The sequence below is a fragment of the Nocardiopsis alborubida genome (genome assembly GCF_012396365.1).
Taxonomy (GTDB): domain Bacteria; phylum Actinomycetota; class Actinomycetes; order Streptosporangiales; family Streptosporangiaceae; genus Nocardiopsis; species Nocardiopsis alborubida.
Window position 1 is genome coordinate 306,721 of the sequence record NZ_JAAXPG010000002.1, and the last position, 15,129, is coordinate 321,849.

At 72.0% G+C, this 15,129-nt stretch carries 14 protein-coding genes; 9 read left to right on the forward strand and 5 right to left on the reverse strand.

Annotated features, from left to right (window positions below; translation table 11 throughout):
* Both sufB and HGB44_RS03730 read right to left on the reverse strand, forming a co-directional pair.
* On the reverse strand, positions 1-1,413 hold the full coding sequence (gene sufB, locus HGB44_RS03725) for a Fe-S cluster assembly protein SufB (protein WP_061081254.1): 1,413 nt from the start codon (positions 1,411-1,413) through the stop codon (positions 1-3).
* Positions 1,414-1,432: 19 nt separating this feature from the next.
* Positions 1,433-2,209, reverse strand: coding sequence for a helix-turn-helix transcriptional regulator (locus HGB44_RS03730; protein ID WP_061081253.1), 777 nt, complete (start codon positions 2,207-2,209; stop codon positions 1,433-1,435).
* A gap of 308 nt (positions 2,210-2,517) precedes the next feature.
* On the opposite strand from HGB44_RS03730, the gene HGB44_RS03735 reads away from it, so the two are divergent.
* Entirely contained in the window at positions 2,518-3,459 is a 942-nt protein-coding gene (locus tag HGB44_RS03735) for an ABC transporter ATP-binding protein (RefSeq protein ID WP_061081252.1), read from the forward strand.
* A complete protein-coding gene (locus tag HGB44_RS03740) occupies positions 3,459-4,298 on the forward strand; it encodes an ABC transporter permease (RefSeq protein WP_061081251.1) in 840 nt (279 codons plus the stop codon). Before HGB44_RS03735 ends, HGB44_RS03740 begins: the two co-directional genes overlap by 1 nt.
* A gap of 73 nt (positions 4,299-4,371) precedes the next feature.
* Here HGB44_RS03740 and HGB44_RS03745 read toward each other — a convergent pair whose 3' ends face one another.
* Positions 4,372-5,064, reverse strand: a complete 693-nt coding sequence (locus HGB44_RS03745; protein ID WP_061081250.1) for an RICIN domain-containing protein — start codon at positions 5,062-5,064, stop codon at positions 4,372-4,374.
* A 124-nt stretch (positions 5,065-5,188) separates the two neighbouring features.
* Here HGB44_RS03745 and HGB44_RS03750 point away from each other — a divergent pair, with 124 nt between their 5' ends.
* The 4 genes from HGB44_RS03750 (at position 5,189) to HGB44_RS03765 (ending at position 8,234) form a co-directional block, all read left to right on the forward strand.
* Positions 5,189-5,587: a hypothetical protein gene (locus HGB44_RS03750; RefSeq protein WP_061081249.1), complete on the forward strand. Its 399-nt coding sequence runs from the start codon at positions 5,189-5,191 to the stop codon at positions 5,585-5,587.
* A gap of 6 nt (positions 5,588-5,593) precedes the next feature.
* A complete protein-coding gene (locus HGB44_RS03755; protein WP_061081293.1) occupies positions 5,594-6,541 on the forward strand; it encodes an EamA family transporter in 948 nt (315 codons plus the stop codon).
* A gap of 168 nt (positions 6,542-6,709) precedes the next feature.
* Entirely contained in the window at positions 6,710-6,910 is a 201-nt protein-coding gene (locus tag HGB44_RS03760) for a hypothetical protein (RefSeq protein WP_061081248.1), read from the forward strand.
* A 211-nt stretch (positions 6,911-7,121) separates the two neighbouring features.
* A complete protein-coding gene (locus HGB44_RS03765; RefSeq protein WP_061081247.1) occupies positions 7,122-8,234 on the forward strand; it encodes a COX15/CtaA family protein in 1,113 nt (370 codons plus the stop codon).
* On the opposite strand, the gene HGB44_RS03770 is transcribed toward HGB44_RS03765, so the two are convergent.
* Positions 8,170-9,456: a PrsW family intramembrane metalloprotease gene (locus tag HGB44_RS03770; protein WP_061081246.1), complete on the reverse strand. Its 1,287-nt coding sequence runs from the start codon at positions 9,454-9,456 to the stop codon at positions 8,170-8,172. The genes HGB44_RS03765 and HGB44_RS03770 overlap by 65 nt on opposite strands.
* Before the next feature lie 227 nt (positions 9,457-9,683).
* Between HGB44_RS03770 and HGB44_RS03775 the strand changes: the two genes are divergently transcribed.
* A complete protein-coding gene (locus HGB44_RS03775) occupies positions 9,684-10,082 on the forward strand; it encodes a hypothetical protein (protein ID WP_061081245.1) in 399 nt (132 codons plus the stop codon).
* 75 nt (positions 10,083-10,157) lie between these two features.
* Here the strand turns inward: HGB44_RS03775 and HGB44_RS03780 are convergent, their stop codons facing one another.
* Positions 10,158-11,123 carry a heme o synthase gene (locus tag HGB44_RS03780; protein WP_061081244.1) on the reverse strand — a complete coding sequence of 322 codons (966 nt, stop codon included), beginning with the start codon at positions 11,121-11,123 and terminating at the stop codon, positions 10,158-10,160.
* 679 nt (positions 11,124-11,802) lie between these two features.
* Here HGB44_RS03780 and tkt point away from each other — a divergent pair.
* Entirely contained in the window at positions 11,803-13,896 is a 2,094-nt protein-coding gene (gene tkt, locus HGB44_RS03785) for a transketolase (protein ID WP_061081243.1), read from the forward strand.
* 99 nt (positions 13,897-13,995) lie between these two features.
* Positions 13,996-15,102, forward strand: a complete 1,107-nt coding sequence (gene tal, locus HGB44_RS03790) for a transaldolase (protein WP_061081242.1) — start codon at positions 13,996-13,998, stop codon at positions 15,100-15,102.
* Positions 15,103-15,129 lie beyond the last annotated feature (27 nt).

Below are 15,129 nucleotides of genomic sequence, written 5' to 3' on the forward strand. Positions count from 1 at the left end.
TTAACCAACCGCTCCTTCCATCTGAAGCTCGATCAGCCGGTTCAGTTCCAGCGCGTACTCCATGGGCAGCTCGCGCGCGATGGGCTCGACGAACCCGCGCACGATCATGGCCATGGCCTCGTCCTCGTCCATACCCCGGCTCATCAGGTAGAAGAGCTGGTCCTCGCTGACCTTGGAGACGGTCGCCTCGTGCGCGAGTTCGGCGTCGTCCTCGCGCAGGTCGTTGTAGGGGTAGGTGTCGGAACGGCTGATGGTGTCGATCAGCAGCGCGTCGCACTTGACCGAGGACTTGGCGTGGTCGGCACCCTCCTGCACCTGCACCAGTCCCCGGTAGGAGGCGCGGCCCCCGCCGCGTGCCACCGACTTGGAGACGATGGTGGAGGAGGTGTTGGGCGCGCAGTGCACCATCTTGGACCCGGTGTCCTGGTGCTGGCCCTCGCCCGCGAAGGCGATGGACAGGGTCTCGCCCTTGGCGTGCTCGCCCATCAGGTAGACGGCCGGGTACTTCATGGTGACCTGGGAGCCGATGTTGCCGTCGATCCACTCCATGGTCGCGCCCTCTTCGGCCACGGCGCGCTTGGTGACCAGGTTGAAGACGTTGTTCGACCAGTTCTGGATGGTCGTGTAACGGCAGCGGGCGTTCTTCTTGACGATGATCTCCACGACCGCGGAGTGCAGCGAGTCCGACTTGTAGATCGGCGCGGTGCAGCCCTCGACGTAGTGGACGTAGGCGCCCTCGTCGACGATGATCAGGGTCCGCTCGAACTGGCCCATGTTCTCGGTGTTGATCCGGAAGTAGGCCTGGAGCGGGATCTCCACGTGCACGTTCTTGGGCACATAGATGAACGACCCGCCGCTCCACACGGCGGTGTTGAGCGCGGCGAACTTGTTGTCGCCGGCCGGGATCACGGAGCCGAAGTACTCCTCGAAGATCTCCGGGTGCTCCTTGAGGGCGGTGTCGGTGTCCAGGAAGATGACACCCTGCTCCTCCAGGTCCTCGCGGATCTGGTGGTAGACGACCTCGGACTCGTACTGCGCGGCGACACCGGCGACCAGGCGCTGCTTCTCCGCCTCGGGGATGCCCAGCCTGTCGTAGGTGTTCTTGATGTCCTCGGGCAGTTCCTCCCAGGAGGTGGCCTGCTTCTCCGTGGACCGCACGAAGTACTTGATGTTGTCGAAGTCGATCTTGGACAGGTCCGCGCCCCAGTTGGGCATGGGCTTCTTGTCGAAGAGCCGAAGGGACTTGAGGCGGAGCTTGGTCATCCACTCCGGCTCGTCCTTCTTGGCGGAGATGTCGCGGACGACCTCTTCGTTCAGACCGCGGCGGGCCGAAGACCCGGCCGCGTCGGAGTCGGCCCAGCCGTACTCGTATGTTCCGATCCCCTCAAGCTCGGGATGCGCGATAGACGTCATGCGCGGACTCCTCCTGGACTCAGACGTCCTTGTGGTGAACTGAGCCGCCCGCCGCCTGGCGGATGGCCTTGGACGCGGGGGTGCCGTCCTCCCCGCTCGCCGCGTCGCCCCGGGGGGTGACGTGGGTGGTGCACACACCGTCGCCGTGGGCGATGGTGGCCAGCCTGCGCACCGGGGTGCCCAGCAGCCGCGCGAAGGCCTCGATCTCGGCCTCGCAGAGTTGCGGGAACTCGGCGGCCACGTGCGCGACGGGACAGTGGTGCTGGCACAGCTGATCGCCGCCGCCGGGTGCGGGCGCCTGGCCCGCGGTGGCGGCGTAGCCGTCGTTGGAGAGGGCCTCGGCCAGCAACCGGACGCGTTGTTTCGCGGGAACAGCGTCCAGCAGGGGCTTGTAGCGCCGCTCCAGGTCGGCGACCTGACTGCGGGCGAACTCGCCGACGGCTCCGGGACCGGCCGTGTCGGCCAGGAAGCGGAGCGCACTGGTGGCGAGGTCGTCGTAGGCGTGGACGAAGGCGTCGCGTCCGGCCTCGGTGATGGCGAAGACGCGCGCCGGACGGCCCCGGCGGCGTCGCCCGCCGTGGGGCCGGGCGTCGCGGGCCTCGACCATGCCCTCGCTGGTCAGGTTGTCGAGATGGCGGCGGATGGCCGCCGGGGTGAGCCCGAGCCGCTCTCCCAGTGCGGAGGCGGTGATCGGGCCCTTCTCCAGGATCAGCCGCGCGACCCGTGCACGGGTACCGGTCTCGGCCCCGCGCTCCGGTCCGGCCAGGGGGCGGGACACACTGGACGCCTCGGACACAGTCTTCCCCTCCCTCTCTCTGACGCTGCTCCTGGTTTTGACAACATCAGTGTGGCGTAAATAAGTCCGTCGAGGCAAACCCGACCCCATGGACTTGGTCACGAAGGGCAGGCTTGCCTAACAGGGGGTTCACGCACCGGCAACCCTCCGGACACGAACAAGGACGGGCCCGCGATCCTTCCCGACGACCACATGGTGAGACCGCCGTACCGCGATGCGGACAGGGGTGTTCGGGTCCCCGGCGGGCCGCCGGCGCCCCGGCCGGGGCGGTGAAGCCCTCCGCCGGGCCGCACGTAGACTCAGGGCCCATGGACACAGCCGCGGTCGAGGTCGTCGACCTGGTCAAGCGCTACGGCGCCACCACCGCAGTCACCGGCCTCACCTTCAGCGCGCGCCGGGGCGCGGTGACGGCGCTGCTCGGTCCCAACGGAGCGGGCAAGACCAGCACCATCGAGATCTGCGAGGGCTTCCGCCGCGCCGACGGCGGGCGGGTGCGGGTACTGGGGCTGGACCCCGTGGCCGACTCCGGCGCGCTCAAGCCCCGCGTCGGGGTGATGCCCCAGTCCGGGGGCGTGCCCACCGGCGCCCGCGCCGCCGAGTGGCTGCGGCTGATGGCCTCCTTCCACGCCCGGCCGATCGAGCCCCGCCTGCTGCTGGAGCGGCTGGGCCTGACCTCTGTGGCCACCACGCCCTTTCGCCGCCTGTCCGGCGGCCAGCAGCAGCGCCTGTCCCTGGCCTGCGCCGTGGTCGGCCGCCCCGAGCTGGTCTTCCTGGACGAGCCGACCGCGGGCCTGGACCCGCAGGCGCGCATGGCCACCTGGGACCTGGTGACGGCCCTGCGCGAGGCGGGCGTGGCGGTGATCCTGACCACGCACTACATGGAGGAGGCCGAGCGGCTGGCCGACGACGTGGTCATCATCGACCGCGGCGCCGTGGTCGCCGAGGGCACCCCCGCCGAGCTGACCGGGGAGCGCCGCGAGGTCTGCTTCTCCACCGAGGTCCCGGTGGACACCGCCCTGCTGGAGGCCGCCCTGCCCGAGGGCAGCCGGGTGGAGGCCCAGGGCCCCGCCGAAGGCCGCCGCGAGTACGCGGTCGTCCCCGGCGGCGCGGGCGCGCCCGGGCCGGAGTTCCTGGCCACGGTCACCGCCTGGTGCGCCTCGGCCGGAGTCCTGGCCGAGGACCTGCGCGTGCGGCGGCGTACCCTCGAAGACGTCTTCCTCGAACTCACCGGCAGGGAACTGCGCGACTGATGCACGAGCACACATCCACCGCCTCCGCACGGGTGGGCGCCGGCGCGCCCGCGTCCGGAGGCGACGACGCCTCGCTGTTCACCCCCGCGCCCGGGGCCGCGCCGATGTGGCGGATGGTCGCCGCGCAGGCCGGGATGGAGCTGCGGGTCATGCTGCGCCACGGCGAGCAGTTCCTGCTCACCATGGTGATCCCCGTGCTGCTGCTGGTGGGCTTCAGCCTCACCTCGGTACTGGACGTGGGCGAGGGGGCGCGGGTGGACGCGCTCACGCCCGGCGTGCTGGCGCTGGCGGTGATGTCCACGTCGTTCACGGGCCTGGCCATCGGCACCGGATTCGAGCGCCGCTACGGGGTGCTCAAGCGGCTGGGGGCGACCCCGCTGTCGCGCTTCGGCCTGCTCGCCGCCAAGACCCTGGCCGTACTGGGCGTGCAGGCGATCCAGGCGGTGGTGCTGTGCTCGATGGCGCTGGTGCTGGGCTGGTCCCCCGCGGTGAGCCCGGCGGGCGTGCTGGCGGCCGTGGCACTGGTGCTGATGGCCACCGCCGCGTTCAGTTCACTGGCCCTGCTGATGGCGGGCACGCTGCGGGCCGAGGCGACCCTGGCCGGGGCCAACCTGGTCTACGTGCTGCTGCTGGGCCTGGGCGGGGTGCTCTTCCCGACCAGCAGCTTCCCCGGTCCGCTGGAGCAGGCGGCGTCGGCGCTGCCGATCACCGCGCTCAGCTCGGGGCTGCGGACGGTCCTGGCCGACGGCTCCCTGCCGGGCCCGGGCGCCTTCTCCGTGCTGGCCGTGTGGGCGCTGGTCTGCGGCGTCCTGGCCAGCCGCCTCTTCCGCTGGGAGTGACATCCCCTCCCGCCTGGAAGAGGGAGGGTCCGAGCGGGTTCCGCGGGGCGCGGGCGCTGGGCCCCGTCCGGGGTCAGCCCACGGGCAGCAGGCGCCACTGCTGGTGGGCGTGGCCGCCGTCGGGCGCCTGGGCGATCGTGGTGCCGTTGTCGGGGGCACCTCCCTGCGCCTCCAGGGCCTGGCCGGTGGCCCGGTTGACCAGGCGGACCACGCCCGGCCCCACCTCGATGAGCGACCAGTGCTGGTTGGGCGAGCCGGTGCGGGTGAGCATCGCGGCGCCGGGCTGGGCGGCCGGGTCGGCGGGGATCTCCAGCAGCTTGCCGCTGCCCACGCCCTCGATCTCGTAGAAGCCCCCGTCCACGGGGATGAAGCGCCACTGCTGGTTGGTCTGGTCGTGGCGGTCCCACAGGTGGACGGGCGCGCCGTTGGCGGTGGAGGTGCCCGCGACGTCCATGACGCGGCCGCCGTGGACGTTCTGGAGCGCGTAGACGAGCGCGGGGTCCAGGCCCGCGGGGTGGACGACCTCCTCCTCCGACGGCTCCTCGGCGGGCTCCTCGGCCTCGGGGGCGCCGGGCGGCTGGACCAGGATGCCCGATGCCGTGGTCATCTCCGACTCGTCGGGCTGGTCGCCGCCGGACACGAGCAGGCCCCCGGTGTAACCGCCGACGAGTGCCACCAAGAGCAGTGCCAGGGCTCCGGCAAGGAGCGGCCAGCGGGGGACGTACCGCTCGTGGGCGCGGGGGGAACGGGCACGGCGTCGGGACATCGAGGACACTCCAGCGGGCTGCGGGCGGGGGCCGCGTTGATCCGCGACCCGGACCATTTCACACCACTTTGCCGGTTTGGTGCACGTTCGCCCGCCACGGGCGCGCGCTCGATAGGGTCCGGTCATGGAAGCGATCGGAGTCCCCTGGTTCATCGCGGTCCGCTACCTCGGTCCGCCGTTGTTCCTGCTCGTCGCGGGAGGCGCGCTGGTGGTGTGGCGGCGGCCCGCGCGGCCCGGACTGGTGTGGGCCGCACTGCTGGTGAACCTGCTCGCGGCGGCGCTGCCGTTCCTGTGGATCGGGGTACAGCTCCTGACCGGCCTGGCAGGCCAGACGGTGCACGGGCTGGTCATGACCCTGGCGCAGCCCGCGGTGGCGATGGCGGCCTGGGGCCTGCTGCTGGCCGCGGTCGTGGCCCGGACTCCGGGGGCGGCGCGGGACCGGGAGAGCCGGAGACGGAGCCGGGAGGACCGGGGCCGGACGCGGCCCGGGGAAACGGAGAGGACCCCCGAAAACGTAGGATGAATGCCCATGAGCACTCCGTCCCGACCCAAGGCAGCGTTCTCCCCGCTCCGCGCGGTGGAGGCGGTGCCCCCGGTCTGGCTGGTGATGGTCGGCATCGTCTCGGTGCAGACCGGCGCCGGGGTGGCCAAGAACCTCTTCGACGCGCTGCCCCCGGCCGCGGTCGTGTGGCTGCGGCTGCTGACCTCGGCGGTGCTCCTGGTCCTGGTGGCGCGGCCGGCGCTCAGGGCGCGCTCGCGCGGCGACTGGCTGGTGGTGGTCGGCTACGGCGTCGCACTGGCGATGATGAACTTCCTCATCTACCAGGCCTTCGCGCGCATCCCGCTGGGGATCGCGGTCACCATCGAGTACCTGGGGCCGCTGACCATCGCGATCCTGGGATCGCGGCGCCGGATCGACCTGCTGTGGGCGGGCATGGCCGGGCTGGGCGTGGTCGCGCTGGGGCTGGAGTCGGGCTCGATGGACCCGCTGGGCATCCTGTTCGCCGTGCTGGCGGCGGTCGCGTGGGCGGGCTACATCCTGCTCAGCGCGTCGACGGGCCAGCGGTTCAGCGGCGCGTCCGGACTGGCGATCGCCAGTGTGGTCGGCGTGGTCGTCATGGCTCCCGTCGGCGTGTACGAGGGGGGCGCGGCCCTGCTGGACTGGCGCCTGCTGCTGTTCGGCCTGGTGGTCGGCGTGCTGTCCTCGGTGGTGCCCTACACGCTGGAGTTGAACGCGCTGCGCCGGATGCCGCCGCGCGTCTTCGGGGTGCTGATGAGCCTTCAGCCCGCCGCAGCGGCGCTCGTGGGCCTGGTGGTGCTGGGTGAACTGCTGACGGTGTGGCAGTGGTTCGCGGTGGCCTGCGTGATCGCGGCCAGCGCGGGTTCCACGCGCACCTCGGCCCGCGACGGCGAGGGCGGCCGCAAGACCGACGGCGCGTCCGCCGGAGCGCCTCGGGAGAGTCCCGGGGAGCGGTAGGCGGTCGGGACCGGAACCGCCGCGTCCGGAAGCGGGGCCGTCGGGAAGGCCCGCCCGGAGGGCTGAGGACAGGAGTTTTGCCACTCAGTGTTTCCGAATGGACACGAATGGTTATCTGTCCTGGTGGGTCGGCCAACCGGCTGGCCACTCGCATTCGAAGGGGGAGCCATGCGCACCACCGCCAAGATGATGATGACCGCCCTGTTCACCGCCGGCCTGCTCGGCATGGGGTTCGGGACCGCCTCCGCGGGTGAGCACGACACGGACGTCTACCAGGCGTGCGTGCAGGAGCAGAGCACGCTGGGCCTGATCCCCATCGTCCTGGACGTGGACCTGCTCAACCAGTGCATCTCCAACCACGTCGGCTAGGACCGCGCCGACCGGTCATCGGAGGCGGGCCCTCCCGAGCCGACGAGCCCGGGGATCGGGCCGATCGGGAGAACGGGTCCCGCTCCCGCGGAGGGGGCGTCCACACGTGGGCGCCCCCTCCCCCTGTGTCGGAGCGGCGGCGTCGCCGCAGGTGGGAGACTGCGCAGGGGGTGGGCACCGGCCCCCGGAGCGATGTACTACAGTCTGTCGTATGTCTGTTTCCCCAGCCTCCGCGGTGCTGGCCGCGAACTCGTTCCCCCCGCTCGCGGCGGAGGACATCTCCCTTCTCGGATTCCCCCTGTGGGGCTGGCAGATCGCGGTCGCGACCGCGGGAGTGCTCGCGCTGGTGCTGCTCGCGCGCACGATCTGGACGCCCACCCAGCGGTCGCTGCGGGCCTGGGCGCTCGGCAACATCGTCGTCAACGCCGGGATCGCCGTCACCGGCGCCACCGTGCGCGTCACCTCCTCGGGCCTGGGCTGCTCGGAGTGGCCCCGGTGCACGCCGGAGAGCTTCGTGCCCATCGACACCGGTCACGCCGCGCTCAACGCCGCGATCGAGTTCGGCAACCGGACGCTCACCTTCGTCGTGCTGGCGGTCGCCGTCATCACCTTCGTCGCGGTCATGCGGATGAGCCCGCGCCGCCGCGACCTGGTCCGGCTGGCCGCCATCGTGCCGTTCGGCGTCCTGGGACAGGGCGTGGTCGGCGGCATCACCGTGTGGACCGACCTGCACCCCGCCTCGGTGGCCGCGCACTTCCTGCTGTCCATGGTGGTGGTCTTCATCACGGTCGCCCTGTACGTGCGCTGCCAGGAGCCCGAGGGCAAGCCGCAGGTGTCCGTGGGCCCGATGCTGCACGCCCTGAGCATCGGGCTGGTCGTGGTCGGCTTCGTGCTGCTGGTCGCCGGGACCGTCGTCACCGGCACCGGCCCGCACGGCGGCGACGCCGCGGCCCCCCGCTGGGGGTTCGACCTGGCGGCGGTCACGCGCCTGCACTCCGCGCTGGCCTGGCTCACCACGGCCGGGGCCCTGCTGGCCGCGGTCATCGCCATCCGGAGCGGCACCCGGCGGCCGGTCCGCAGGAGCAGCCTGTTCCTGCTGGTCACCGTCATCCTCCAGGGCGCCCTGGGCTACACCCAGTACGCCCTGGAACTGCCCGAGCCCCTGGTGGTCCTGCACGTCCTCGGCTCGGCCCTGACCTGGGTCGCGATCTGCCGCCTGTACTTCTCCACCACGCGTCTGGTGCCGCCGGGGCAGGAGCTCAGCGAGGACCCTGCTGACCGTGACGGGGAACATAGTCCTGTTGGGCCCGTGTCTGGGCGATGACATGGGCGAAGTCGGCCCGGCGCAGGAAGCCGGAGTCGGTGGGGTTCTCCGCCCAGCCCGGGGCGACCGGCTGGGGCATCCGCCCCAGGAAGGTGTCCCGGGCCACGTGCATCAGCGCCAGGAACGAGTCCCGGTGCACCTTCCAGTCGGGCACGGGCAGTCCGGCGTCCAGCCTGCGGTGCAGCAGCGCGAGCTCGGTGGCGGCGAGCTGGTACTCGCGCATCGCCTCGCGGCCCCTGCGCCCCGCGTTGCGCGCCGCCCACTCGCGGGCCCGGCGGCGCCCCTGCAGGGAGCTGAGCATGGCGATGTCGGCCTGGGTGACCAGCCCGGTGGAGACGTAGGGCGGCAGGTGGCGGGCGATCGCGCCGACCTGGCGGTGGCGGTCGCGGGCGGCCAGCGCCAGGATCGCCATGAGCACGCCGAAGAGCACCATGTAGGCGACGGCCAGGCCGGACCAGCCGAAGTAGGTGGAGCCGTTCCACATGCCGTGCAGCAGTACCGCCGCGGCCCATCCGGCGACGGGGGCCAGCAGGCGCGGGGCTCCGGAGCGCATGGCGGCGTAGGCCACCCCGATACCGATCATCGCGGTGTAGACCGGGTGCCCGAACGGGGCGATCAGCCCCCGGATGGCGAAGGTGGCCACCAGGGTGCCGTCGAAGAACGCGCTGAGGAAGTACAGGATGTTCTCGGTGAAGGCGAAGCCGGTGGCGACCATCCCCGCGTAGATCACCCCGTCGGTGAAGGTGTCCAGCTCGTGGCGGCGCCGCCAGAGCAGGATCAGCAGCACCACGCCCTTGGCGCTCTCCTCCACCAGTGGCGCCACCGCGGACGTGCCCAGGAAGTCGCCCAGGTCCCGGCCGAACAGCGGCACCGTGACGTGGGCCAGGCCCCAGCTGTTGAGCAGCAGGGAGGCCACCACGGCCACGCCCGCGCCCCAGGCGAAGGCGAAGAACAGGACCCAGCCGGGCTCGGGCTCGATCCGGTCGAGCATGAGGATGAGCGGCACGAGGATGCACACGGGGATGACCGCGGCGACGAGGCTGACGGCGAAGCCGAGCCCTCCGTCGATCCCGGCGGCCGCTCCCCCGGCCAGGGCGAGCAGCCACAGGTAGACCAGCATCCCGATCATGCAGACCACGCTGACGGTGGTGCCCAGGATGAGGGTCATCGAGTAGCGCGAGCGTCGGCCCTGGAGGATGGCCTTGCTGTCGAGACGGGGCATGGGCACCGATCGTAGCGGGAACCGGTCCGACCACGGCTTTGGCCCCCGGCCGACCGCGGGGAGGGCCGTGGGGGTCGGCGGGGGCTGGGGGGGGGGAGGACCGCGGGGAGGGCCGGCGGGCCGGGAAGGGGCCCCGCGTCGGGCCTCCGGTGGTGCTCCGTGTCCGGCATGCGCGAGGATCGAAGGACCGAAGCCGTCCCCGACCCCGAACCGAAGGTGAGCCGCGCATGGACCGGGCGACCACGACCCCCGACACCGCTGGCCCGTTGCGGGCCCTGCGTGTGGCCGTACTCCTGCACCTGGCGGCCCTGCTGTGGGAGGGCTCCACGGCCGGGCAGCTGGTGACGTTCAACACGGACGCGCTGGCGCCGCACTACTACGGCGCCTTCGGAACGCACGCGGCGGCGGGACTCCAGGCGGTGGCCGCGTTCTGGTACTGGCGGCGCTCGGGCGGCGCCGCGGGTACGCCGCGGCTGGTCCTGCTGGTCAGCCTGCTGGCCCTGGTGCTCGGCTTCGCGCAGGCGGCGCTGGGCAGCTACGGGCTGATCCAGGTGCACGTCCCCCTGGCCCTGACCCTGACCGGGGTCGCGGTGTGGTCGGCGGTGCTGGCCTGGCGCAGGCCCTGACCGGTGACGGCCCGAACGCCTGTGGGCGGCGCCCCCGGGAGGGGCGCCGCCCACAGGCGGACGTACGGGGCGGACTCAGCCCAGGACGCCGGCGATCAGGGGGTCGACGGTGACCGCCACGAAGAGCAGCGCCAGGTAGCCGTTGGACAGGTGGAAGAAGCCCATCGTCTTGAGCTGCGCGCCGGTCACACCCGCGCGGGAGCGGTTGAGCAGGCGGTGCGCCTGGACCACCAGCAGCGCGCCCAGGGCGACGGCGACCGCGCCGTAGAACCAGGTGGTGCCCGCCACCGGCCAGAACAGCACCGACACGATCGCGGTGGCCCAGCTGTAGAGCACGCACTCCAGCAGCACCCGGCGGTCGGTGGCGACCACGGGCAGCATCGGCACCTTGGCCTGCGCGTAGTCCTCCTTGTAGCGCATGGCCAGCGTCCAGGTGTGCGGCGGCGTCCAGAAGAACACGACCAGGAACAGGACGAACGGCGCCCAGTCCAGGCTGTTGGTCACCGCGGCCCAGCCGATGAGCACCGGCATGCACCCGGCGATGCCGCCCCACACCACGTTCTGCGCGGTGCGCCGCTTGAGCAGCAGCGTGTACACGAAGATGTAGAACAGGATCGCGAAGACCGACAGCACGGCCGAGAGCACGTTCACCAGGAGGGCGAACCCGACGGTGGAGCCGATGGCCAGCACCAGGCCGTAGACGAGGGCTCCGCGCGGCGTGACCAGGTCCATCGCACCGGGGCGCTGGCGGGTGCGACGCATCTCACGGTCGATGTCGCGGTCGATGTAGCAGTTCATCGCGTTCGCGCTGGCCGCCGACATGGTGCCGAAGACCAGGGTGGCGACCGCGGTCCACAGCGGTGGCACCCCCCCGGCCGCGACGAACATCACCGGGATGGTGGTGATGAGCAGCAGCTCGATGACGCGGGGCTTGGAAAGGGCGACGTAGGCGCGGACGTGGGCGCCCAGCGAGGCCCTGCGGGGGGCCTGGGGCCGGTCGCCGTCCGGGTTCGTCCGCGGAGCGCGGTTGGTGAGGGCCATCAGTACCCGGTCCTCACGGCCGGACGGTTCTCTCGCGTCCCCCCGGGGGCCACCGGCTCGGTTTCAGACACGCGGATACCTCGACAACTCTAGGGGTTTCGACACTGCTCGCCACGCGGGGGCCGGCGGACCGACAAAGCGTCTGGATCGGCGGAAACCCCGTCAACGACATACTGTAGTACTTCCTCGCGCGCGCCTGAGACCAGCCCCCTCACAAGGGAAACCGCTGGTCCTCGGGCCGGGATGCGGGCGGGGGTCCGCCGGGTGTACTGAAGGGTCGCACACGCTCCGACGCGCTTCCAGCCCGCCACGCGCCGCCCGCGACCACCCGCCCCGCGGCGCACCGCCCGCGGCCGCGCCGCCCGCGACCGCGCGGGAGGCGGCGCGGAGGCCCCTACCAGCCGGTAATGAGAGGTGTCGGGCAACGACATCCTGGGTAGCGGACGATAGGCTCGATCGTGGCCGAACCCGTCGTGGTCTCCAGCCCGCGGCGGCCGTCGCCCGGGGACGCCGCGTCCGCGCCCTGAACGGCCGCGGGTACGCGTTCCCGCAGTACTCGGTCCCGCCCCCGCGGCGGGCCGCCCGGGTCCCGGCGGCGGTTCGAGAACGAACGCAACCGACACACCCCGCGCTCCGGCCGCCGGGCGCGGGGGGTGCCCGAGAAGGAGAACGAAAGTCCGTGAACGCCCACACCCCGCAAACCCTGGAGTGGTCGGACCTCGACCTCCGCGCCGTCAACACGGTCCGGGCGCTGGCGATGGACGCGGTCGAGAAGTCGGGTAACGGACACCCCGGCACCGCGATGAGCCTGGCGCCCGCCGCCTACCTGCTCTTCCAGAAGATCATGCGGCACGACCCCTCGGACCCCGAGTGGACGGGCCGGGACCGCTTCGTGCTGTCGATCGGCCACTCCAGCCTCACCCTGTACATCCAGCTCTACCTCGCCGGATACGGCCTGGAGCTGGAGGACCTCAAGAGCCTGCGCCAGTGGGGCAGCCGCACGCCCGGCCACCCCGAGTTCAGCCACACGCCGGGGGTGGAGACCACCACCGGTCCGCTGGGCCAGGGTGTGGGCAACGCGGTCGGCATGGCCATGGCCGCCCGCCGCGAGCGCGGCCTGTTCAACCCCGAGGCCGGTCCGGGCGCCAGCCCCTTCGACCACCACATCTACGCGTTCTGCTCCGACGGCGACGTCCAGGAGGGCGTGAGCCACGAGGCCAGCGCCCTGGCCGGGACCCAGCAGCTGGGCAACCTCATCATGATCTGGGACGACAACCGGATCTCCATCGAGGACGACACCCGCATCGCGCACTCCGAGGACGTGGCCGAGCGCTACCGCGCCTACGGCTGGCACGTGGAGGAGGTCGACTGGAGCGCCACCGGCGAGTACGTCGAGGACGTCGAGGCCCTGTTCCAGGCGATCGTGCGCGGCAAGGCCGAGACCGAGCGCCCGACCTTCATCCGCCTGCGCACCGTCATCGGCTGGCCCGCGCCCAACAAGCAGAACACCGGCGCCATCCACGGCGCGGCCATCGGCCAGGACGAGATCTCCGCCACCAAGGCGATCCTCGGACTGCCCGACGAGCCCTTCGGCGTCGAGGACGCGGTGATCGAGCACACCCGCCGCGCCGTGGACCGGGGCCGCGAGGCCCGCGCCGCCTGGGAGGTCGAGTTCAGGGCCTGGCACGAGAGCGCCGGGGAGCACGCCGAGCTGTTCGACCGCCTGGTCGAGAAGAGGCTGCCCGAGGGCTGGGAGAAGGCGGTTCCCTCCTTCGAGCCCAGCGAGAAGGGCGTGGCCACCCGCAAGGCCAGCGGCGAGGTGCTCTCGGCCCTCGCACCGCTGCTGCCCGAGCTGTGGGGCGGTTCGGCCGACCTGGCCGGGTCCAACAACACCACGCCCAAGGGCGAGCCGTCCTTCCTGCCCTTCGACCGCGCCAGCGAGATGTTCCCGGGCAGCCCCTACGGGCGTGTGCTGCACTTCGGCGTGCGCGAGCACGGCATGGGCTCCATCCTCAACGGCATGGCCCTGCACGGCCCCACCCGGCCCTACGGCGGCACGTTCCTCGTCTTCAGCGACTACATGCGCCCCGCGGTCCGGCTGGCCGCGATCATGCAGCTGCCGGTCACCTACGTGTGGACGCACGACTCCATCGGCCTGGGTGAGGACGGCCCCACCCACCAGCCGGTCGAGCACCTGTGGGCGCTGCGCGCCATCCACGGCCTGGACGTGATCCGTCCCGCCGACGCCAACGAGACCGCCGTGGTGTGGCGCTCGGTCATCGAGCGGGGCGACCGCCCGTCCGCGCTGGCGCTGACCCGCCAGAACCTGCCCGTCCTGGACCGCGAGGAGTACGCCTCGGCCGAGGGCGCGGTCAAGGGCGGCTACGTGCTGGCCGAGGCCGACGGGGACGCCCCCGAGGTGATCATCATGGCCACCGGCAGCGAGGTGCAGATCGCCCTGGACGCCCGCAAGGCGCTCCAGGAGGCGGGCACGCCCACCCGCGTGGTGTCCATGACGTGTGTGGAGTGGTTCGAGCGCCAGAGCGAGGAGTACCGCGAGCAGGTGCTGCCCTCCTCCGTGCGCGCCCGCGTGTCGGTGGAGGCCGGGATCGCCCTGGGCTGGCGCCAGTACGTCGGCGACGCCGGCGAGTCGGTGAGCCTGGAGCACTACGGAGCCTCCGCCCCGTACCAGGTCCTGTACGAGAAGTTCGGCTTCACGACCGAGGCGGTCGTCGAGGCGGCCCGCAAGACCATCGCCAGGGCCGGCAGCTGACCCCGGCGGGCCCCGCCGGAGGACCCCGGCGGGGCCCGTCCTCCTTTGACGTGTGTGACCGGGGGCGGCACTCCGCCCCCCAGGAAGGCGGAAGAACCCATGAGCAACGCACTCCGCGACCTGTCCCAGGCGGGCGTGTCCGTCTGGATCGACGACATCAGCCGTGAGCGGCTGCGCTCCGGCAACCTGGCCGAGCTGATGTCGACCCGCCACGTGGTCGGCGTCACCTCCAACCCCACCATCTTCGACAAGGCGCTCGCCGAGGGCGACGCCTACGACCAGCAGGTCCACGAGCTGGCCGTGCGGGGCGTGTCGGTGGAGGAGGCGGTCCGCATGATCACCACCTACGACATCCGCTGGGCCGCGGACACCCTGCGCCCGGTCTACGACTCCACCGACCGCGTGGACGGTCGCGTCTCCCTGGAGGTGGACCCGCGCCTGGCCAACGAGACCGAGCGCACGGTCGCCGAGGCCAAGGCGCTGTGGTGGATGGTGGACCGGCCCAACCTGATGGTCAAGATCCCGGCGACGGCCGCGGGCCTGCCCGCGATCACGCAGACGCTGGGTCAGGGCATCAGCGTCAACGTCACGCTGATCTTCTCCCTGGAGCGCTACCGCCAGGTGATGGACGCCTTCCTGGAGGGGATGGAGCTGGCCCGCGCCAACGGCCACGACCTGTCCCGCATCCAGTCGGTGGCCTCGTTCTTCGTCAGCCGCGTGGACACCGAGGTGGACAAGCGCCTGAAGGAGATCGGCACCGACGAGGCGCTGTCCCTGCTGGGCCGCGCCGCGCTGGCCAACGCCCGCCTGGCCTACGAGGCCCACGAGGAGGTCTTCGCCTCCCCCGAGTGGAAGGCCCTGGAGGAGCACGGTGCCACGCCGCAGCGGCCGCTGTGGGCGTCCACCGGCGTGAAGGACCCCTCCTACGAGGACACCCTCTACGTCGCCCAGCTGGTGGCGCGCGACACCGTGAACACGATGCCGGAGGCCACGCTGGAGGCCACCGCCGACCACGGCGAGATCACCGGCAACACCGTGCTGGGCACCTACGAGCAGGCCCGCGCCGACTTCGCCGCGCTGGAGAACGCCGGGATCAACCTGACCGACGTGTTCGCCGTGCTGGAGGACGAGGGCGTGGACAAGTTCGTCAAGTCCTGGGAGAGCCTGCTGAACGCGCTCTCGGCCAAGCTCGACAAGCTGTCCTGAACCGCGCGGCCGTCCCGGCGACGGGAC